The following is a 19878-nucleotide window of genomic DNA, read 5'->3' on the forward strand; positions in this document are numbered from 1 at the left end:
CAACATTCCTGCAGGTGTAAACGAAAAATGCCCTGTCCGCAGACAGGGCAACCCGGAGTAAAGTACAGCGCGAGGGATTAACCGGCGGCTTTGACTTTCAGCTCGTTCTTGATTTCTTTCACGCCGCTCACGGAAGCGACGATCTGCACGACGCGGTCACCCGCTTCGGCGCTCGGCACGTCGCCCGACAGGACGACCACACCTTGCTGGGTTGCTACCTTGACTGGCAGGGCAGCGGCTTGCGCATCGGCGCTCAGGGCGGCCTTGGCCGAGGAAGTGATGGTTTCATCAGGGACGGCTGCGGCAGCGTTGGCGGCCACGACGGTGTCAGCAGGAGCTTGTGCTTTTGGTGCGGAGTCAGCGGCATGCGAAGCGGTGATCGAGGCGCCCGACAGTACGACAGCGGCAACCAGGGTATTGAACAGTTTCGATGTTTGCATGGTAGTTCCTCTCAATGAAGTTAAAAGCTTCTTACTTGGATAAAGCAACACTTTGAAGCGTCACATCTACCCATACAGCAAGCGCCGTGCCAGCTTTTAAATTACTTTGAAAATCAATGACTTACATTCCAACTCGATTTTTTCAGCCCGTTTCGCGGCGATCTGGCCCGAAAAACGGGGCTTTTTGTCGCCTGGCAGCGACAGCTTGTGGCAAGAACGTTAATGTTTTACGCCAAGTCCCTGATTTTTAACGCTTTATTTTTGTCGCTATTCAGCGACAGGGTCGCCATCGGCCCGGAACAGGGCCGGCGTCAGCTCGTATTTCTGCAATAAGCGGTAGAACTCCGTGCGGTTACGGTCGGCCAGGCGGGCCGCGTCGGCCACGTTGCCGTCCGTCAGGCGCAGCAGCTGAATCAGGTAGTCGCGCTCGAAGCGCTGCTTGGCTTCGTTATAGCTGAGCGCTTCCAGCGACGGCACGCGCAGCGCACGCTGCACCAGGGACAAGGGCACCAGCGGCGCCGTGGCCAGCGCGCACACTTGCTCGACGACATTGACCAGCTGGCGCACGTTGCCGGGCCATGGCGCCGCCACCAGGGCCGTCAAGGCGTCGGGCGCGAAGCCGTTCAACGGTTTCTGGTACTTGGCCGCCAGTTTCTGCAGGAAATGGTTCGCCAGCAGGGCGATGTCTTCGCGTCGCTCGGCCAGAGGCGGCAAGGTCAAGGTCACCACGTTGAGCCGGTAATACAGGTCTTCGCGGAATTGCCCCTCGGTCATCGCCACGTCGAGGTCGCGGTGTGTGGCCGACAAGAGCCGCACGTCCACCGGACGCGTCTGGTCGGCACCCACGGGGCGCACGGCCCGCTCCTGCAGCACCCTCAGCAGTTTGACTTGCAGCGGCAGCGGCATGTCGCCGATCTCATCCAAAAACAGGGTGCCACCATCGGCCGCCTGGAACAAGCCTTCGCGGTTGCCGACGGCGCCCGTAAACGATCCCTTCACGTGGCCGAACAATTCCGATTCCAGCAGCTGCTCGGGAATGGCGCCACAGTTGACCGCGATAAACGGCGCCTTGGCGCGGCGGCTGGCGTTGTGCAAGGCGCGCGCCAGCAATTCCTTGCCCGTGCCGCTGGGGCCGCGTATCAAAATGCTGGCGTCGGATCCGGCCACCAGCTTGGCTTCGGCCAGCAGCTCGGCCATCTGTGAACTGCGGCTGATCAGCTCGGCACGCCAGCTCTCGTCGCCGGACGCTTGCGCCGGCATGACGGTGGACAAGTTGATGGCGTATGCCACTTTTTCCATCAGCAGCTTGCCGTCGAACGGTTTCGTCAGATACGCAAACGCGCCGCGCGCCGTCGCGTCGACGGCGTCGGGAATGGTGCCGTGGGCCGTCAGCAGGATGACGGGCAGGGCCGAATGCTGGCGGCGGATTTCATCGAACAGGGCCAGGCCGTCGCGGCCCGGCAGTTGCACGTCGGTAATGACCAGGGCCGGCAATTCCACGGCCAGGCGCGCCAGCGCCGCTTCCGCACTGCCCACGGCCGTGACCCGGTAGTTGCCCGCCTTCAGGCGGATGGTCAGCAGGCGCAGCAGGTCGGGATCGTCGTCGACCAATAAGATGTGGGCATGCTCGCTCATTTCGGCGCTCCCGCGGCAGGGCGCACGGACAGGCTGCGCTCGATATTCTTTAACGCTTCGAGTTTTTCATTGAGCTGGTCGATGCGGCGCTGGGCGTCGCGCAACTGCGTGTTGAGCTTGTCGATGCTCTCTTCCTGGCGGCGCAGTTCCGCATACTGGCTGCCCAGCAATTGCGCCAGCGGCGCCAGCAGTTGCGCATCCTTGCCCGTGGCCGTGGCCAGCGGTTCCAGCGAGGCTTGCGCGCGGGCCAGGTCGCCGGGCCCGCGCAAAGCCGCTTGCAGCATGGCGCGGCGTATCGTGTTATGCGGCGCATGGTCGGCTTTCGCCAGGTCCAGCTGCGCTTTTACCAGTTCCGACGGCGTCATCAGGCGCAAGGCGCTTTGATACGCGAGCAGTTCCGCCAGCTGGGGATCGGCCACTACCACGACGCGCGGCGGCGTTTGCACGAGCACGGGCGTCTGGATGGGGGGCTTGGCGGCGCAAGCGCCCAACAGCAATGCGCAGGCGGCCATGGCGGCCAGGGAAATTCTCGTCATCATAAGGGCAGTTCTATCCGAAAATGCGCGCCGGCGGGGCGCGGTAAAAGAGTGACGCTGCCATCGTGGGCGGCGATATATTCGCGCACGATGGACAGGCCGATGCCATTGCCGTTACGCGCGCCGGCCGCCTGGCGCACTCCCTGGTAAAACGGTTCAAAAATACGCGCGGCATCTTCGGGCGCCACGCCGGCGCCCTCGTCGATGCAGTCGATGCGCACGCGGCCGCCTGCGCAAGACAGGGCAAACCGCACGGTGCCGCCTTCCGGGCTGAAACGCACGGCATTCGACAGCAAATTCGCCAGGGCCGTCGCCAGCTTGTCGCGGTCGGCCTGCACGATCAGGGATACACCCTGCACTTCGACCGTCAACCGGCGCGCCAGCCATTGCAGGCGCTGCCCGGCCACCACATCTTGCAGCAAGACCAGCAAATCGACCTTGCTGTGCGCCAAGTGCTGGGCGTCAAAAGCGGCGGTATTGTAGCGCAGCAAGTCCTCGATCTGGGTTTGCAGGGACGCCGTGTTTTGCTGCAGGATGCCGGCGATTTCGCGCTGGCTATCGCTGAGCTTGCCTGCCACCTCGTCTTCCAGCAAGGCCACGCCTTCGCGCAGGGCCGCCAGCGGGGTCTTCAGTTCATGCGAAATATGGCGCAGAAAACGTTCCTTGTCGGCATCGAGGTCGGCCAGGCGCTGGCGCAGCCAGTCCAGCTGCTGGCCCAGGCGGCGCGTGTCGGCCGGTCCGCCGACGACGATGGGCTGGTCGTAGCGCTTGTCACCGAGGCGCTCGATGGCCGTCTCGATGCGGCGCAGCGGACGCGACAGCAGGAAGCCGAAGCAGGTGGCCAGCACGGCCGCCAGCAGCACGGCGCCGCCGACCAGCACGCCCAGCAGGCGGCGCTGGCGTTCCAGCTCGGCCAGCAGGGCGTCGTTGCGGCTGCCGATTTCCGTCTTGCTTTCGCGCGCCAGGCTGTCATTGATCTGCGTCATGCGGGCAAACGCGCGGTACACGACGGCGTGGCCATCGCGCTTGCGGCGCTTGCCTGCCTGTAAAACTTCCCAAGCCGATTGCGCCTGCACCGTCCATTCGTCGGCCAGCTGGGGAGCGAACTCGGGCGTGGCACGGTTCAGCACTTGCAGCGCCGCCGTCGCTTCGTCGCGGGCCGCCGCGAAGCGCTCGCGGAACACGGGGTCGTCCAGCACGAGGAATTGGCGCGCGCTGCGCTCCATGGCCAGCGTGCGCTCGGACAGGCGCTGCGACTGTTCCGTCAGGGCAATCGCCTGCGCCGCCGTTTCGCGCCCCAGCCGCGCCAGGTGTTCGAGGGTCAGCAAGGCTTGCACGGAGGTGGCCGTCAAAATGCCCGTCGTCAAAATGAAGGCGGCAAATAACAGTTGGCGAAAGGAAAGTCGGGACAAGGTAGGCGCCTTCGGTTCAGTCTGAAGAGTAAAAGGCGCATGGTACGCTAAGCCTCCATCGCGGGGCGCCAGCTGTCAAAAATAGTCTATTTGACAACCTTGTTGCTTTTGTGCCCGACAAGCAAGCGTCGGCGGCGGCGCGCAGATACTCCTAGTACAATAGGGAAAAACTTCATACAGGCATCAAAGTGGCCCCCAGCCCTGGCATTGCGCCACTTTGCCCCCACATGTGATGCAGCCCCACCAACTATCCGAATCACCTACCGCAGAGATCCCATACCGCATGAGCACATTTGAAAAAGTCAGCAGCAACTTCATTCCAGTCTTGCAGGCAACCATCGAGCAATATGTCGAGCCAGCAACGGGCATGCGCCATATCCACATGCATACCGAGCAGGCTGAGATGGTGTTCCTGGTGGCCTTTCCCACTGTGCCGGAAGTGAGCGACGGACGCGCCCACATTCTCGAACACCTGGCCTTGTGCGGCTCGTCGCGCTACCCGGTGCGCGACCCGTTTTTCTCGATGCTGCGCCGTTCGACGGCCACGTTCATGAATGCGATGACCTATGCGGATCGCACCGTGTACCCGTTCGCCAGCACCGACCGTAAGGATTTCTTCAACTTGCTCGACGTCTATCTGGACGCAGCCTTCTTCCCGAACCTCGATTACCTGAACTTCCGCCAGGAAGGCTGGCGCCATGCGTTCGAAGGCGACAAGCTCGTGTATCAAGGCATCGTCTTCAATGAAATGAAGGGCGCTTTCAACAGCCCCATGCGCGCGCTCGACAGCGGCATCGCCAGCGCCTTGCTCAAGGGCACGACGTATGAAGTGGAATCGGGCGGCGATCCGCTCGACATCCCCGAGCTGACGCATGACATGCTGAAAGCATTCCACGCCAGCCACTATCACCCTTCGCAAGCCGTGATCATGACCGCCGGCAATATCGAAGCGTCGGCCGTGCAGGAGCAAGTCGCCGAGCGCGTGTTGTCCAAGCTCAGCGGTTTCTCCGAACGCCGCCTGCCGCAGCTGGCGCCCGCGTGGACGGCGCCGCAGGAAAACATCGTCAAAATTCCGTCGCAGGAAGCGCGCGACGATGAGTTCGGCCTGCAATTCGCCTGGCTGATGGGCGAGTCGAGCGACCCCATCGCCTATTACCATGCGCATCTGCTGTCGCACGGCTTGCTCGGCGAATCGTCGGCGCCCGTCATGCGCGCCATGGAATCGGCCGGCTACGGCCGTCCATCGGACATGAATGGCCGCGACGCGGGCATCCGCCAGATGGTGTTCCACATCGGCATGGAAGGTTTAACCAAAGAACAGATCGCCGATGCGCATCAGCGCATCTGGACGGCACTGGAAGAGACGGCGGAAGAGGGCATTCCTGCCGCCGTGCTGCACGCGGCCTTGCGCGACATCAAGTACAGCCAGCGCGAAATCAGCAGCGGCCGCATGCCTTACGGCCTGGGCCGCTTGCTGCACGCCTTGCCGCTGGCCATGTATGGCGGCGACGTGATGGACGCCTTCGACAATGCGGCCATCCTGGAAACGCTGGAACAGCAGATCGAAGACCCGGCCTTCTTCAAGCAACTGGTACGCGAGCTGATTGCCAACCCGACCCGCTTGACGACGCACGTGGTGCCCGACAGCGCCTACTTCACGGCCCGCGCCGCCCAGGAAGACGCCAAGCTGGCGGCACTGCAAGCGAAGCTGACGGATGCCGAACGCGAGCACATCGTGGCCGAGTCCGCCGCGCTGGAAGCGCATCAGCAACTGCCATCGAATTCCGAAGTCTTGCCGCGCATCCGCCCTGGCGACGTCAGCGCCTTGCCGCGTCCGGCCTTGCCAATTCCAGCCGCCGTCGACGGCGCCGTGGCGTTCAGTATCGCCTCGAACGGCATCAGCTATGCCAACGTGCTGTACGACGTGTCAAGCCTGCCGGAAGCGTCGTGGCCATGGCTGCGTTTGTACACGGACCTGGCGCCGGAACTGGGCGTGGGCGACATGTCGTTCGACGACGCCAGCGCCTGGCGCCAGAGCATGGTGCCCTCGTTCCACATCGGCCTGGAAGCCATTCCCCGTCCGCAACAAGCGATGCGCGTGGAACTGTCGTTCTCGGCCAGCGGCTTGCGCGAAGAACACGCGGCGATCGCTGCCGTGCTGTCGGCCTGGATCGCCAAGCCCCGCTTCGATGAAGAAGAGCGCCTGGCTTTCCTGATCGAAAGCCTGGTGCAAGACAAACTCTCCAGCCTGGCCGAGTCCGGCAACCGCTACGCCATGCTGGCCTCGGCAGCGCCCCTGTCGCCCACGCGCCGCTTCGACGACATCGTCGGCGGCCCGGCAGCCTTGCCGTTCTACCGCCGTTTGCAGCAGCTGAGCAAGACATCGGCAGGCTTGCAGGAAATCGCGCGTGAACTCGACACCCTGCACGCGCACATCATCGCCCAGCAACCGACCGTGCTGTGCGCCGGCCTGGAGCAGGATGGCATCACCCTGGCCCGTTTGCTGGAATTGCCGGCAGCCAGCACAGATGCGGCCGCCCCCGCAGAAACCGTCGCACCTGCCGCTTTGCCGCTGGCCAACACGGCCCTGTATGCGACGAGCCAGATCAACCATTGCTTCGTTTCCTGGGCCGTGCCGGGCGTGCACAATCCGGACGCTTCCGCCCTGGCCGTGGCCGCCGAACTGATGACCAACCAGGTGCTGCATACGGCCCTGCGCGAAAAAGGCGGCGCGTATGGCGGCAGCGCCAGCTATGCGGCCGGCGCCGGCACCTTTACATTGAGTTCCTACCGCGACCCGCGCCTGGCCGGCACGTTCGCCGACTTCGATACGACCCTCGATCAGATCCTCGACGGCGATTTCTCGCAGGAACAAGTGGAAGAAGCCATCATCTGCGTCATCAAGGGCCTCGACAAGCCGCATTCGCCGTACGCGGAAGCGCTGACGGCGTGGAACATGCAGCAGCGTGGCACGACGGAAGCCGTGCGCCAGCAGTTCCGCACCGGCGTGCTGAACTGCACCCTGGAGCGGATCAAGGCCGTCACGCGCACCTGGCTGAAAAACGGCCAGCCGAGCCGCGCCGCGTTTGCGGGCAATACGACGCAAGACCTGGCCGGGCTGGAAGTGGTCGATTTGCTGGCGCTGGCTTCTTAGGCTGGGCAGGCGGATCACGTCGGATTACGCGGCGTGCCGCCGCCAATCCGACCTACGCTACAGCTGCGGCAGATCGGGTAGCCAGTAGGTCGGATTAGCGCGCAAGCGCGTCATCCGACACCGCCACGTATCAGCCAGGTACGGCGCTCGGTTCCATGAACATCAGCTCCCACTGGTGCCCATCCGGATCCTGAAAACTATGTCCATACATGAAGCCGAAATCCATCGGCTCCTTGTAGATGCTGCCGCCCGCCTGGACGGCCTTCGCCACCAGCTCATCGACTTCGCCGCGGCTCTCTGCCGACAAACACACGAGCACTTCCGTCGCGACCTTGGTGTCGCACAGCTGCTTGGGCGTAAATTGCTTGAATTTGTCGTGCGTCAACAGCATGACGAAAATGTCGTCGGCAACGATCATGCACGTCGCCGTTTCATCCGTGAAATGGGCATTGAAACTGAAGCCCAGCGCCGTGAAAAAAGCGACGGAACGTTCCAGCGACTGGACGGGCAGATTGACAAAGATTTTGCGGGCCATCATGTCTCCTTGTGGGTCGTATGAGTATGTGCTGCCCGCCGATTCTACACCGGCTATTCAGCCCTTCGCGCGCGCCACGGTCTTCGGCGCGTAGCCGAAATAGCGGCTGAACGCGGCGCTGAAATTGGCCGGGTGGCGATAGCCGGTTTGCCAGCCCGCCTGCGCCACCTGGCAACCATTTTCCAGCAGTAATTTTGCCCGCTGCATGCGCAGCGCGAGCAGGGTGCGCTGCGGGCTGTCGTTATAGCGGTAGCGCCATCCCTGCTTGAGCTTGAACAAGCTCAGTCCCGCTTGCGCGCACAGGTAATCGAGCGTCAGTTCCTGCGCCATCTGTTCCTGCATCAGCGCGTGCACGCGTTCCAATCTGGCGATATCGGTCTCGGACCAGCGCGGCACGGGAGAGGGTACCGGCCGCAGTGCCCGCAGCTGTTCCGCCAGCAGGCTGAGCACGCCGATATGCACGGCCAGCGGGTCCGTCGCGCGCAGCAGCGAGCGGGCGTGCAGGGCGGAGGCAGCCGTCGTGGCCGCATGCGCCAGCTGGCGCGCGCCGCCGTCGGGCAGCAGGGACGCCAAACCTTCCGGCCAGTAGCGGGCCAGCGCTTCTTCACCCACCAGCACGCGCAATTGCGCCGCCCGCTGATTCGCCTCAAAACGGCGCTCGCCGCTCGTGTGGCGAAACGCCGTCACCGTCGTATGGCCGCCCCGGAAACGCAATTGTTCGCCATCGCGCGTAACGTAGCCAGACGCGCCTTCCAGGCCGATGGTGATCACCATGCCGCCCGCGTCCTCATGCTTCGATTGCTCGACGAGCGCCAGCCGCGGGCGGTAATCGGAATGCACGAGCAGCAAGCCCTGGTCGACCTGGCGCTGGTCGGCGCGACACTCGCCCATCCCCGGGTCCAGCTGGCGCCGCGTCCAACCTGCCGCTTCCCTGTTCTGTTCCATCATCGCTCCTCCCGATCCTTGCGCACCGTCGCGCATACGAAATGCGCCGTGCCGCATACAAATGCAAATGATAATTATTCTCATTGTTACATAAAATAGCTTCCATGCCCATCTCGCCGAAAGGAAGCACCATGCCGTTCACGTCGCAACACACTTTGCAACCGTACTGGGACCTGGCCGTCGCGCCCGTGCAGGCGGACGCACTGGCCGCCGCCCTGGAACTGGGCATTTTCGATGTGCTGGCCACGCCGCACACGCCGGCGCAACTGGCCGACACCCTGTCGCTGCATGCGCCGCACACGGCCCTGCTGCTGGAACTGCTCTGGAGCATGCAGCTGCTGGAACGCGACGGGGCCGACGCAGATGCCCAGCGCTACCGCTGCACGGCAAGCACCTTGCAGTATTTCTGCCGCAACTCCGTGGCCTTTTGCGGCGACGCCTGGCTGTACCGGCTGCATGCGCTGCGCCACTTTGCGACGCAGCTCAGTACGCTGGTGCGCGACGGCGGCAAGGCGGCGCCGTACAGCACGGCCAATGGCATCAATTGGGCCGCTGCCGCGCAGCAGCAAATTGGCCAGGAACAACGCGCCGTCACCATGCGCGCGGCCCTGTCCGTGATGCAGCGCATCGCCCCGTTTGCGGACGGCAACACGCCCTTGCGCCTGCTCGATGTGGGCGGCGGGCCGGGCTGGGTTGCCATTGCGCTGGCGCAAGCCCATGCGGGCTTGCACGGCTGCGTTTTCGACTGGCCGGAAACGGTGGCCGTGGCGGCCGCCAACATCGCCCATGCGCAACTATCCGACCGGCTGGAAACGGTGGGCGGCGATCTGGGCGGCGACGATATCGGCAGCGGCTACGACCTGGTCTGGTGCTCGTCCGTGCTGCATTTCGTGCCCGACATGGCGGGCGCCTTGCGCAAGATGCAGGCGGCGTTAAAACCCGGTGGCGTACTCGTCTGCGTACAGGCGGAAATCGCTCCGGCGCCTAGCGATGCGGCGCGCGTGCTGCCGTATTACTTGCCGATGCGCATGCTGGGGCGCACGGTGACACGGCACGGTGAATTGGCGCAGCTGCTGCGCGACACGGGCTGGAAGCAAGTGGAGCAATACGGCGCCAGCGATTTTCCCATGGCGCCCGTGCAAGTGCTGATTGCTCGTGCCTAACAATTACCATTTAGTAATTATCTTTTTTATAGCAAAAAGGGATACAAATGCGCTAAGCTGTGCCAGCATTGATCGATGTCATCCGCAGCACTCTGCTGCCTCCACAGGGAATCCATCATGAGTCTACATATCGCAGGGAAAGTCGTTGTCATCACTGGCGCCAGCAGCGGCCTGGGAGAAGCCACGGCGCGCCATCTGGCCGCACTGGGTGCCAGCGTCGTGCTCGGTGCACGGCGCATGGATTTGCTCAATACCATCGCCGAGGAAATCACGGCGGCCGGTGGTCAGGCCGCCATCGCCCAGACCGACGTCACGGTGCCTGCCGACGTCAAGAATCTGATCGACACGGCCCTGGCCGTGTTCGGCAAGGTCGACGTGCTGATCAACAATGCGGGGCTGATGGCCATCGCACCGATGAGTGCCTTGCAAGTCGACGAGTGGAACAACATGATCGATATCAACATCAAGGGCGTGTTGAACGGCATCGCCGCCGTCCTGCCGCATTTCCAGGCGCAAAACAGCGGGCATTTCATCAATATCTCGTCGGTGGCAGGACAAAAAGTCTTCAGCCCGGGCGGCACCGTCTACAGCGGCACCAAGTTTGCCGTCAGCGCCATTTCGGAAGGCTTGCGCCATGAGCTGGCGGCCAGCGGCGGCACCATCCGCACCACCGTCATTGCGCCGGGCGCCGTAGACACGCCATTGAGCGAGGGAAGCAGTCACGCCGAGAGCGCCAAGGCCGTCAAGGAGTTCTACGAGATTGCCATTCCCGCCGATGCCGTGGCGCGCGCCATCGCGTATGCGATCGAGCAGCCGGACGACGTGAGCATCAATGAAATCGTGCTGCGCCCGACGGCGCAGGCGTTCTAAGCCGCATCTTGCTGCAGCGACTCGATGATCAGGTCCGCCAGCCGCTCGACGGGCGGCCTGGACACGCTGGACGCACGCAGCAGTTCCAGCGACAGCGGGGGCAGGGCGGGCAAGCCCGCCGCCACGTGATCGAGCGCGCGCACGGTTGAGGGCAAGCCCAGGCCCGTGCGCACCGTCACGCCCAGCCCCGCTGCGGCCGCCGCCCACAGGCCGGCCAGGCTGGGGCTGGTAAACGCCGTGCGCCAGGCGATGCCGGCCCGGTCCAGTGCCTGCGTGGCGCAGCGCTGGAACAGGCATTCGCGGTCAAACGCAATGAGCGGCAACGGCTCGCCCGATTCGGGCTGCCAGGCCAGGCTGGACGAGGCGATCCAGCGCATGGCCGGTTCGGCAATATGCTGGCGCTGCTGCTGCGGATACTCGGCCACGTCGGCGATGCAGGCGCCGCCCCACAGCAGGGCCAGGTCGAGCTGGCCCATGGCCAGCCCTTCCATCAAGGCCGTGTTGCGCGCCACGTGCGCCTCGATGCGCACTTTCGGATGCGCGCGGGCAAAACGTCCCAGCACGTCGGGCAGCAAGGCTTCGCCAAAATCCTCCTGCAAGCCCAGCCTGATCCACCCCTCCAGTTCCGCGCCGCGCAAGGCGACGGCCGCCTCGTCGTTGAGTTCCAGCAGGCGGCGCGCATAGCCGAGCAGGACTTCGCCGGCCGGCGTCAGCGCCAGCCCCCGCCCATCCTTGCGGAACAGGGGCATCCCCGCCTGCTCCTCGAGTTTTTTCAGCTGCGCGCTGACGGCCGAGGTGGAACGCCCCACCTTGTCCGCCGCGCGGGCAAAGCTGCCCAGCTCGATGCCAGCCACATAGCTGCGCAGAAAGGCGATGTCGAAATTCAGCAAGCTCATGGCGCACACAATCGTCCTGTTTTATGGGATGGTTCATATTAAATTATCTGATATTCAGAACGATCGTACTGCGCAACACTGTCAGGGTCAACCACTTTCCTGTCCCTGCCATGAGCACCAATTGCCAAGCTGTTCCTGTTCCTGTCCCCGCCACCACGCCCGCGCTGGGCGACGCCCACCGCTGGAAAGTACTGGCCGTCGGCGTGGCGGCCAATGCCACCTTTTCCGCCGCCGCCAACGGCATGCCGACCACGGCCATCTGGCTGCGCAGCGGCTATCACCTGAGCAATACGGAACTGGGGGTGGCGCTGGGCGCCATGGGTCTGGGCGTGGCCCTGACCGAACTGCCGTGGGGCATGGCCACCGACCGCTGGGGCGACCGCCCCGTGCTGCTGACCGGCTTGCTGGGCACCATGCTGGCGCTGTTGACTTTGCTGCTGTGGATCACGCCGGCTGACGGCGCCGTGCCGCCTCTGTGGGCGCTGGCGTCCGGGCTGGCCCTGGTCGGCGTGCTGGGCGGCAGCGTGAATGGCGCCAGCGGCCGCGCCGTGATGCGCTGGTTCGGCCCCGGCGAACGGGGTTTCGCCATGAGCATCCGCCAGACGGCCGTGCCGTTCGGCGGTGGCCTCGGCGCCCTCGTCCTGCCCAGCCTGGCTTCACGCTATGGCTTCATGCCAGTGTTTGGCGCCCTGGCCCTCGCATGCGGCCTGTCGGCGTTTTTTACGTGGCGCTGGATGCATGAGCCCGATTTCTCCGCCGAGGCCGCCACGGGGCCGCACAACGCGCCCACGGGCCTGATGAAAGACCAGGCAACATCGCCCCTGAAAAACCGCAAGGTCTGGCGCATGGTGGCCGCCATCGGCTTGCTGTGCGTGCCACAGTTTGCCGTGCTCAGCTTTGCCACCGTGTTCCTGCACGATGACGGCCACCTGGGCCTGGCGGGAATCACGGCCGTGATGGTGGCCCTGCAGGTGGGCGCCATGGTGATGCGCATCTGGAGCGGACGCCACACGGACCGCCACGCGAACCGGCCCGCTTTCCTGCGCGGCGCGGCCCTGGTGGCGCTGGCTTCCTTCATTTTGCTGGGATGCATCGCCTGGCTGGAGGCGCCGGGCTGGCTGTTGATGGCCGCCGTGGTGCTGGCCGGCATCGCCGTGTCCGCCTGGCATGGCGTGGCCTACACGGAGCTGGCCACGGAAGCGGGCGGCGCCAACGCGGGCACGGCGCTGGGCATGGCAAACACGGCCGTCTACGTGGGCTTGTTCCTCACGCCGATTGCCATCCCGCATTTGCTGGCGGCCAGCAACTGGTCCGTCGTGTGATGGCTGGCAGGGCTGGTGGCGCTGCTGGCCCGCCCGCTGTTTCCGAAAGCTTAGGGCAGCGCCCGGATCCGATACACGCAGCGCATGGCATTGGCCAGCACGTGCTGCTCGCGCACGATGCTGGCGTTCGGCCCCACCACTTCCTGGAACAGCCGCAATTCGGAGCGGCAAAAGCCCTGGCAGGTGCGCGCGGCGGCACAGATGGGGCAGTGGTCTTCGATCAGCAGCCAGTCGGCGCCGTCCGCTTCCACGCGCGCCATATAACCCTCTTCGTCGCGCACGGCCGCCAGCTGCTGCAGCCGCGTGGGCAAGTCCGGCGCCGAGCACGCCTGTGCATACGCACCGCGGCTTTCCTCTTCGCGCTGCGTGATGAGTTTATCCAGACCCGCTTCGCCGAACAGCTGGCGCACCGAGCCGATCAGCTTGATCGTCAGCTGCGCATGCGTGTCGGGAAAGCGCGCATTGCCCGCTTCCGTCAAGACCCAGTTCTGGCGCGGCCGGCCGGCACCCGCCTGCGCTTCCTGCCGTCCTTCAATGAGACCCGCCGCCACCAGCTTTTGCACTTGCTGGCGCGCCGCCTCGCCTGTCATGTCCAGGGTCTTGGCCAGGATCGCCGTGGAGACGGGTCCCTTGGTCTTGATGAAATACAGGATGCGCTCCGTCGTTTGCGGCGCCTCGCTATTATCCAAACGTTTACTTGTGTAATTCATTTCGCTCAACTATCATGGGGCCAGTTAACCAACTAATTGCTTGCATAATAGGCCGGTAGCTCCCCACTGTCGAGGAGTTTCCACGTCCGCGTGCCGGCAAGACACTCTTTGGACGGGAATCCCATGCAGCTGCAGCACTCGATCTGGCTGTTTCACGCCATCCTCGCTACCGGCCTGGCCATCTGGCTGACCCTGGCCGCCATCAACAACCTGCACGCCTTCCACGGCTCCGTCTGGGCCATCGGCAACACCATGCGCATGGACCCGCTGCGCCAGGACCCGACCATCCAGACGCCGCTGCTGCGCCGTGCGCTCACGTCCTTGACCTTGCACCGGCTGTCGCTGGGCGTGGTGCTGACCTTGCAACTGCTGGCCGCCATCGCCGCCTGGACGGGCGTGGCGCTGTTCTTCGGCGCCTCGCTGACGCAGGCGCTGCCCTGGCTGAACCTGGCCTTGTGCGCCATGGCCGCCTTTTTGCTGCTGATGCACCTGGGCGGCCTGTGGTTCGGCTACTGGATCGCGCAGGAAGGCTTGCAGACGACGCATCTGGTGCTGCTGCTGTGGACCCTCGGCCTGTTCTTTCTTTTCAACGCGCAGCGGACCTGATCAGCCTTCGCTGCGCCTCTTCTTCCCAGTTGTAAAGGACTTCATCATGAATACGAAACTCGTCGGCGCCTGCGCGCTGGCCATCACACTGGCCGTCGCCGGTGCCGCCCTCTATCCGCGTGCCGACTCGCATGCGGCCGATGCCGCCGCCTCCCCCGCCACCAAGGTGGCGCTGGTGCCCGTCGTGCTGGGCACGCAGGAGCGCTACTTCGCTGGCGTAGGCGAACTGGAAGCGGCGCGCCAGGTGCAGGTGGCGGCCGAGACGGGCGGGCGCATCACGCAGATCCGCTTCGCATCGGGACAAAGCGTGGCGGCCGGCGCCGTGCTGGTACAGCTCAATGACGCCCAAGAACAAGCGGCCCTGCTGCGCCAGCGCGCGCAGCTGAAAAACGCGGAAAGCAGCCATGCGCGCACCGCGCAGATGGTGAAGGAAAAGGCGGCCACGCAGGAGCAGCTCGATAGTGCGCTGGCCGCGCGCGATGCGGCCCTGGGCGACGTGCGCCAGACGGAAGCGCTGATCGCGCAAAAGACCATCCGCGCGCCGTTCGCCGGGCAGCTGGGCATCCGCAAGGTGCACGCGGGCCAGTACCTGAACGCGGCCGACACGGTGGCCAGCCTGATCGACACGCAGTCGCTGATGGTGAACTTCGCGCTCGATGAGCAGAGCAGCGCGAAACTGGCGCCGGGACAGGCCGTACAAGTGCTGGTGGATGCCTATCCCGATGACATCTTCACGGCGAAGATCAACGCCATCGACCCGCTGATCGCCCGCTCGCGCATGGTGCAGGTGCAGGCGGCGCTCGTCAATCCGCGCGGCGCGCTAAAAGCCGGGATGTATGCGAACGTGCGCGTGGCGCGTGAAGCAGGACAACAACTGACGGTGCCGGAAACGGCCGTGACCTACAGCGCGTATGGCGACACGGTCTTCGTCGCGCAGCAGGAGGGCAAGCAGCCGCTCACCGTCAAGCGCGTGGGCGTGAAACTGGGCGAACGGGCAGGGGGCCGGGTCGCCATCCTCGACGGCTTGCGCGAGGGCCAGCGCGTGGTCGCTTCGGGCCAGCTGAAACTGGCCGACGGCATGGCCGTGCAAGCCGTGGCCAACACCCTGGACGAGGCCAAGCGCGCCGCGCCCAAGGCCGGCTCGTAAAGGAAAGACATCACCATGAAATTTACCGATTTATTCGTGCGCCGCCCCGTGCTGGCGCTGGTGATCAGCACATTGATACTGATGCTCGGCGTGGTCGCCATCCTGCAGCTGCCGATCCGCCAGTATCCGATGCTCGAATCGTCGACCATCACCGTGAAAACCACGTATCCGGGCGCTTCGGCGGAACTGATGCAGGGTTTTGTCACGCAGCCGATCGCGCAAGCCGTATCGTCGGTGGAGGGCATCGATTACCTGACGTCGTCGTCGGTGCAGGGCAGCAGCACGGTCACCGTGCGCATGGAACTGAACCGCGACTCCACACAGGCGTTGACGGAAGTGATGGCCAAGGTCAACCAGGTGCGCTACAAGCTGCCCGAAGGCGCTTTCGACCCCGTCATCGAGCGCTCGGCCGGCGATTCCTCGGCCGTCGCCTATGTCGGCTTTGCCAGCGAGAGCGTGTCCGCGCCCGCGCTGACGGATTACCTGGCGCGCGTCGTGCAGCCGATGTTCGCCACCATCGACGGCGTGGCAAAGGTCGACGTGTATGGCGGCCAGCAGCTGGCCATGCGCCTGTGGATCGACCCGGCGAAACTGGCGGCACGGGGCTTGACGGCGGCCGACGTGGCCGATGCCGTGCGGCGCAATAACTACCAGGCGGCGCCCGGCAAAGTCAAAGGACAGTTCGTCGTCTCGAACATCAGCGTCAACACGGATCTGACCAGCGTGTCGGAGTTCCGCGACATGGTCATTCGCAAGGGCGGCGATGACAGCGCGTCGCTCGTGCGTCTGAAAGACGTGGGCACGGTGGAATTGGGCGCGGCCGCCACGGAGACGAGCGGCATCATGGACGGCGTGCCGGCCGTGTACCTGGGCCTGTCGCCCACCCCGGGCGGCAACCCATTGGTGATCGTCGACGGCATCAAGAAGCTGCTGCCCGAAATCCAGAAAACCCTGCCGCCGGGCGTGAAAGTCGAACTGGCGTTCGAGACGGCGCGCTTCATCCAGTCGTCCATCGACGAGGTGGCGCATACCCTGCTCGAAGCGCTGCTGATCGTCGTCATCGTCATCTACCTGTGCATGGGCTCCTTGCGCTCAGTGCTGATTCCCGTCGTGACGATCCCGTTATCGATGCTGGGCGCGGCCGCGCTGATGCTGGCCTTCGGCTTCAGCATCAATCTGCTCACCCTGCTGGCGATGGTGCTGGCCGTGGGTTTGGTGGTCGATGACGCCATCGTCGTGGTGGAAAACGTGCATAGGCATATCGAGGAAGGCAAGACGCCCGTGGCGGCCGCCCTCGTCGGCGCGCGCGAAGTGGCCGGCCCCGTGATCGCCATGACGATCACCCTGGCCGCCGTGTATGCACCGATCGGCATGATGGGGGGACTCACGGGTGCGCTGTTCAAGGAATTCGCGCTCACGCTGGCCGGCGCCGTGGTGGTGTCAGGCGTGGTGGCCTTGACCTTGTCGCCCGTGATGAGCTCCTTGCTGCTGCAGCCCAAACAATCGGAAGGGCGCATGGCACGCGCCGCCGAGCATTTCTTCGAAGGCTTGACCAGCCGCTATGCGCGCCTGCTGGACCGCTCGCTGCACCACCGCTGGCTCAGTGCCGGTTTCGCCGCGCTGGTGATGGTCAGTTTGCCGTTTTTATACCTGCTGCCGCAGCGCGAACTGGCGCCGGCGGAAGACCAGGCCAGCGTGCTGACGGCGATCAAGGCGCCGCAGCACGCCAACCTCGATTACGTCGAGCGCTTCTCGTACAAGCTCGATGCCATCTACAAAAATATCCCGGAAACGGACTCGCGCTGGATCATCAACGGCGGCGAAGGTCCGGCATCGAGCATCGGCGGCATCAACCTGACGCCGTGGGCCGAACGTGCGCGCAATGCGGCCGTCATCCAGGCCGAATTGCAGCACGCCGTGGGCGACGTGGAAGGCACGAGCATCTTCGCCTTCCAACTGGCGCCCTTGCCGGGATCGAGCGGTGGCTTGCCCGTGCAGATGGTCTTGCGCAGCGCGCAGGATTACGCCACCCTGTTTCGCACCATGGAAGACGTCAAGCAGCGTGCGCGCACAAGCGGCCTGTTTGCCGTCGTCGACAGCGACCTCGATTACAACAACCCGGTGGTCAAAGTGCGCGTGGACCGCTCCAAGGCGAACAGCCTGGGCATCCGCATGCAGGATATCGGCGAATCGCTGGCCGTGCTGGTGGGCGAAAATTATCTGAACCGTTTCGGCATGGATGGCCGCGCCTATGACGTCATCGCGCAAAGCCCGCGCGAGCAGCGCTTGACGGCACAAGCCCTGACGCAGCAATACGTGCGCGCCGACGATGGCAGCCTGCTGCCCCTGTCCGCTGTTGTCTCGGTGACGGAACAGATCGAGCCGAACATGCTGACCCAGTTTAACCAGCAAAATGCGGCCACCTTCCAGGGCGTGCCGGCGCCCGGCGTGACCCTCGGTGACGCCGTCGCCTTCCTCGATGGCGTGGCCAAGACCCTGCCGCCGGGCTTCAGCTACGACTGGCAGTCGGACGCGCGCCAGTTCGCCACGGAAGGCAATGCCCTGCTGCTGGCCTTTTTGGCGGCCGTCGTCGTGATTTACCTGGTGCTCGCGGCGCAGTATGAAAGCCTGACGGACCCGTTGATCATTTTGATCACGGTGCCGCTGTCGATTTGCGGCGCGCTGATTCCGCTGGCCCTGGGCTACGCCACCGTCAACATCTACACGCAGATCGGTCTCGTGACCTTGATCGGCTTGATCAGCAAACACGGCATCCTGATGGTGGAATTTGCCAACGAATTGCAGGTGCATGAACGGCTCGACCGCATCACGGCCATCCGCAAGGCGGCGCAAATCCGTCTGCGCCCGATCCTGATGACGACGGCGGCCATGGTGGTGGGCCTGGTGCCGCTGCTGTTCGCCTCGGGCGCGGGCGCCAACAGCCGCTTCGGCCTCGGTGTGGTGATCGTCTCGGGCATGTTGATCGGCACCTTCTTTACCCTGTTCGTGCTGCCTACCGTCTACACCTTTTTGGCGCGCCGCCACACGGCCGACCATGCCACGCCGCGCGCACGCGATTTGTCGCAGGCGCTGAAGGAATCCCCATGAAACATTACCGCTATCTTGTCGCCCTCTTCCCCGTGCTAACCGGCTGCACCGTCAGCCCCGCCTATGTCACGCCGGGCACGCCCGACATCCATTTGGCCAGTCCACAGCAAGCGCAATTCGCACCCGGCGCGGGCGCCGTCAGCGATGCCGCCTGGTGGACGTTTTTCGACGATGCGCGCCTGTCGCGGCTGATCGCCGGCGCGCTCGAACACAACCTCGATATCGCCCAGGCGCAGGCGAATCTGCTGGCCGCGCGCGCCATCTTCGACGAGCGCCGGCTCGATGAACTGCCCACCGTCACGGGCCAGGCGGGATGGCAGCGCCAGGTGCGGCAAGACACGCCAGACAGCCGCGCCGCCAGCGCCAGCACGCGCGTGGGGTTCGACGCGCAATGGGAGATCGACCTGTTCGGCCGCCTCGCGCACATGAGCCGCTCGGCGCAGGCGCGCGCCGACGCGGCGCAAGCGGACTTGCGGCAGGTGCAGCTGACGATCGCCGCCGAAGTGGCGCGCAATTACTACGAGGCGCTGGGTTACCAGCAAAACCTGGCGCTGACGCAGGCGCAGGTGCACAGCTGGCGCGATACGGTGGCATTGACCGACGCGCGCCTCCGCGCCGGCAGCGGCTTGCCGGAAGAGCGCCATAACGCGCTGGCCAACCTGGCGCGCAGCGAAGCGATGCTGCCGCCGTTGCAGGCGGGCTTGCGCCAGGCGCAGTACCGGCTCGATGTCTTGAGCGGTCAAACCCCGGGCGCCATCGCGCTGGCCACCAAGCCCCGGCAACAGGCGCCGCTGGCGGGCCAGCTGCCGCTCGGCGACGTGAACCGCCTGATCAAGCAGCGTCCCGACGTGGTGCGCGCCGAACGCCTGCTGGCCGCCTCCAGCGAAGACGTGGGTGCCGCCACGGCAGACCTGTATCCGCGCCTGAGCCTGGGCGGTTTCCTGGGCTTTTTTGCACTGCGCGGCAGCGGCGTGTTCGACGGCGGCGCGCGCGCCTTCGAGGTGGCGCCATCCGTCAGCTATCCGACCTTCCGCCTGGGCAGCGTCAAGGCGCGCTTGCGCGGCACGCAGGCCGAAGCGCAGGGCGCGCTGGCGCGCTATGAGCAGACGATGTTATTGGCGCAGGAAGACGTGGAAAACGCCGTCACGCAACTAGCGGAAAACCAGACGCGACTGGCGTCCCTGCTGCAGTCGGCGCGCCATGGCAACGCGGCCCTCGGCATCGCCAGCACGCGCTATCAGGGCGGTTCCGGCAGCTACCAGGCCGTGCTGGAAAACCAGCGCGCCTTGTACGATATCCGGCGCGAAGCGCTGCTGGCGGAAACGGCGTCCTACATCGATGCGATTGCCCTGTACAAGGCACTGGGATGGGGGCAAACTATGTAGTATTTTCGATCAAA

Annotated in this window: 16 protein-coding genes; 8 read left to right on the forward strand and 8 right to left on the reverse strand. The window is 64.8% G+C overall.

Annotated features, from left to right (window positions below; translation table 11 throughout):
- Window positions 1–77: 77 nt before the first annotated feature.
- The 4 genes from ACQ4WO_RS14830 to ACQ4WO_RS14845 all read right to left on the reverse strand — a co-directional run bounded on the left by ACQ4WO_RS14830 (window position 78) and on the right by ACQ4WO_RS14845 (window position 4023).
- Window positions 78–440, reverse strand: a complete 363-nt coding sequence (locus tag ACQ4WO_RS14830) for a BON domain-containing protein (RefSeq protein ID WP_338680239.1) — start codon at window positions 438–440, stop codon at window positions 78–80.
- A 267-nt stretch (window positions 441–707) separates the two neighbouring features.
- A complete protein-coding gene (locus tag ACQ4WO_RS14835; protein WP_070303182.1) occupies window positions 708–2075 on the reverse strand; it encodes a sigma 54-interacting transcriptional regulator in 1368 nt (455 codons plus the stop codon).
- Window positions 2072–2614: a hypothetical protein gene (locus ACQ4WO_RS14840; RefSeq protein ID WP_436482117.1), complete on the reverse strand. Its 543-nt coding sequence runs from the start codon at window positions 2612–2614 to the stop codon at window positions 2072–2074. The genes ACQ4WO_RS14835 and ACQ4WO_RS14840 overlap by 4 nt, the downstream gene beginning before the upstream one ends.
- On the reverse strand, window positions 2611–4023 hold the full coding sequence (locus ACQ4WO_RS14845) for a HAMP domain-containing sensor histidine kinase (RefSeq protein ID WP_070303184.1): 1413 nt from the start codon (window positions 4021–4023) through the stop codon (window positions 2611–2613). Before ACQ4WO_RS14845 ends, ACQ4WO_RS14840 begins: the two co-directional genes overlap by 4 nt.
- Before the next feature lie 283 nt (window positions 4024–4306).
- Here ACQ4WO_RS14845 and ACQ4WO_RS14850 point away from each other — a divergent pair, with 283 nt between their 5' ends.
- Window positions 4307–7177, forward strand: a complete 2871-nt coding sequence (locus ACQ4WO_RS14850) for an insulinase family protein (RefSeq protein ID WP_436482118.1) — start codon at window positions 4307–4309, stop codon at window positions 7175–7177.
- Between the two features lie 130 nt (window positions 7178–7307).
- On the opposite strand, the gene ACQ4WO_RS14855 is transcribed toward ACQ4WO_RS14850, so the two are convergent.
- Both ACQ4WO_RS14855 and ACQ4WO_RS14860 read right to left on the reverse strand, forming a co-directional pair.
- Window positions 7308–7712, reverse strand: a complete 405-nt coding sequence (locus ACQ4WO_RS14855; protein ID WP_436482362.1) for a VOC family protein — start codon at window positions 7710–7712, stop codon at window positions 7308–7310.
- 57 nt (window positions 7713–7769) lie between these two features.
- Complete coding sequence (locus ACQ4WO_RS14860) at window positions 7770–8657, reverse strand: helix-turn-helix transcriptional regulator (RefSeq protein ID WP_436482119.1); 888 nt, start codon at window positions 8655–8657, stop codon at window positions 7770–7772.
- Window positions 8658–8788: 131 nt separating this feature from the next.
- Between ACQ4WO_RS14860 and ACQ4WO_RS14865 the strand changes: the two genes are divergently transcribed.
- Together ACQ4WO_RS14865 and ACQ4WO_RS14870 are read left to right on the forward strand one after the other, a co-directional pair.
- Window positions 8789–9820, forward strand: coding sequence for a methyltransferase domain-containing protein (locus ACQ4WO_RS14865; protein WP_436482120.1), 1032 nt, complete (start codon window positions 8789–8791; stop codon window positions 9818–9820).
- Window positions 9821–9937: 117 nt separating this feature from the next.
- Complete coding sequence (locus tag ACQ4WO_RS14870) at window positions 9938–10690, forward strand: SDR family oxidoreductase (RefSeq protein WP_436482121.1); 753 nt, start codon at window positions 9938–9940, stop codon at window positions 10688–10690.
- On the opposite strand, the gene ACQ4WO_RS14875 is transcribed toward ACQ4WO_RS14870, so the two are convergent.
- Window positions 10687–11586, reverse strand: a complete 900-nt coding sequence (locus tag ACQ4WO_RS14875; RefSeq protein ID WP_436482122.1) for a LysR substrate-binding domain-containing protein — start codon at window positions 11584–11586, stop codon at window positions 10687–10689. The genes ACQ4WO_RS14870 and ACQ4WO_RS14875 overlap by 4 nt on opposite strands.
- A 110-nt stretch (window positions 11587–11696) precedes the next feature.
- On the opposite strand from ACQ4WO_RS14875, the gene ACQ4WO_RS14880 reads away from it, so the two are divergent.
- The gene (locus ACQ4WO_RS14880) at window positions 11697–12908 is read left to right on the forward strand and encodes an MFS transporter (protein WP_436482123.1); all 1212 of its coding nucleotides are present in this window, start codon (window positions 11697–11699) and stop codon (window positions 12906–12908) included.
- A gap of 50 nt (window positions 12909–12958) precedes the next feature.
- On the opposite strand, the gene ACQ4WO_RS14885 is transcribed toward ACQ4WO_RS14880, so the two are convergent.
- The gene (locus ACQ4WO_RS14885) at window positions 12959–13618 is read right to left on the reverse strand and encodes a helix-turn-helix transcriptional regulator (protein ID WP_436482124.1); all 660 of its coding nucleotides are present in this window, start codon (window positions 13616–13618) and stop codon (window positions 12959–12961) included.
- Between the two features lie 123 nt (window positions 13619–13741).
- Between ACQ4WO_RS14885 and ACQ4WO_RS14890 the strand changes: the two genes are divergently transcribed.
- The 4 genes from ACQ4WO_RS14890 to ACQ4WO_RS14905 are packed head-to-tail and all read left to right on the forward strand — an operon-like array spanning window position 13742 to window position 19864.
- Window positions 13742–14224 (forward strand): DUF2165 family protein, encoded by a 483-nt coding sequence (locus ACQ4WO_RS14890; RefSeq protein ID WP_436482125.1) that lies wholly within the window; start codon window positions 13742–13744, stop codon window positions 14222–14224.
- Window positions 14225–14270: 46 nt separating this feature from the next.
- Entirely contained in the window at window positions 14271–15371 is a 1101-nt protein-coding gene (locus ACQ4WO_RS14895; RefSeq protein ID WP_436482126.1) for an efflux RND transporter periplasmic adaptor subunit, read from the forward strand.
- Window positions 15372–15386: 15 nt separating this feature from the next.
- Window positions 15387–18479: a MexW/MexI family multidrug efflux RND transporter permease subunit gene (locus ACQ4WO_RS14900; RefSeq protein WP_436482127.1), complete on the forward strand. Its 3093-nt coding sequence runs from the start codon at window positions 15387–15389 to the stop codon at window positions 18477–18479.
- Entirely contained in the window at window positions 18476–19864 is a 1389-nt protein-coding gene (locus tag ACQ4WO_RS14905) for an efflux transporter outer membrane subunit (protein ID WP_436482128.1), read from the forward strand. The genes ACQ4WO_RS14900 and ACQ4WO_RS14905 overlap by 4 nt, the downstream gene beginning before the upstream one ends.
- The last annotated feature ends 14 nt before the right edge of the window (window positions 19865–19878 follow it).

The organism is Janthinobacterium aestuarii (assembly GCF_051380835.1).
GTDB lineage: Bacteria > Pseudomonadota > Gammaproteobacteria > Burkholderiales > Burkholderiaceae_D > Janthinobacterium > Janthinobacterium aestuarii.

Coding starts and splice junctions, on each gene's coding strand:
- ACQ4WO_RS14830 (WP_338680239.1), bottom strand. CDS start 440: ATGCAAACATCGAAACTGTTCAATACCCTGGTTGCCGCTGTCGTACTG.
- ACQ4WO_RS14835 (WP_070303182.1), bottom strand. CDS start 2,075: ATGAGCGAGCATGCCCACATCTTATTGGTCGACGACGATCCCGACCTG.
- ACQ4WO_RS14840 (WP_436482117.1), bottom strand. CDS start 2,614: ATGATGACGAGAATTTCCCTGGCCGCCATGGCCGCCTGCGCATTGCTG.
- ACQ4WO_RS14850 (WP_436482118.1), top strand. CDS start 4,307: ATGAGCACATTTGAAAAAGTCAGCAGCAACTTCATTCCAGTCTTGCAG.
- ACQ4WO_RS14855 (WP_436482362.1), bottom strand. CDS start 7,712: ATGGCCCGCAAAATCTTTGTCAATCTGCCCGTCCAGTCGCTGGAACGT.
- ACQ4WO_RS14860 (WP_436482119.1), bottom strand. CDS start 8,657: ATGGAACAGAACAGGGAAGCGGCAGGTTGGACGCGGCGCCAGCTGGAC.
- ACQ4WO_RS14865 (WP_436482120.1), top strand. CDS start 8,789: ATGCCGTTCACGTCGCAACACACTTTGCAACCGTACTGGGACCTGGCC.
- ACQ4WO_RS14870 (WP_436482121.1), top strand. CDS start 9,938: ATGAGTCTACATATCGCAGGGAAAGTCGTTGTCATCACTGGCGCCAGC.
- ACQ4WO_RS14875 (WP_436482122.1), bottom strand. CDS start 11,586: ATGAGCTTGCTGAATTTCGACATCGCCTTTCTGCGCAGCTATGTGGCT.
- ACQ4WO_RS14880 (WP_436482123.1), top strand. CDS start 11,697: ATGAGCACCAATTGCCAAGCTGTTCCTGTTCCTGTCCCCGCCACCACG.
- ACQ4WO_RS14885 (WP_436482124.1), bottom strand. CDS start 13,618: ATGAATTACACAAGTAAACGTTTGGATAATAGCGAGGCGCCGCAAACG.
- ACQ4WO_RS14890 (WP_436482125.1), top strand. CDS start 13,742: ATGCAGCTGCAGCACTCGATCTGGCTGTTTCACGCCATCCTCGCTACC.
- ACQ4WO_RS14895 (WP_436482126.1), top strand. CDS start 14,271: ATGAATACGAAACTCGTCGGCGCCTGCGCGCTGGCCATCACACTGGCC.
- ACQ4WO_RS14900 (WP_436482127.1), top strand. CDS start 15,387: ATGAAATTTACCGATTTATTCGTGCGCCGCCCCGTGCTGGCGCTGGTG.
- ACQ4WO_RS14905 (WP_436482128.1), top strand. CDS start 18,476: ATGAAACATTACCGCTATCTTGTCGCCCTCTTCCCCGTGCTAACCGGC.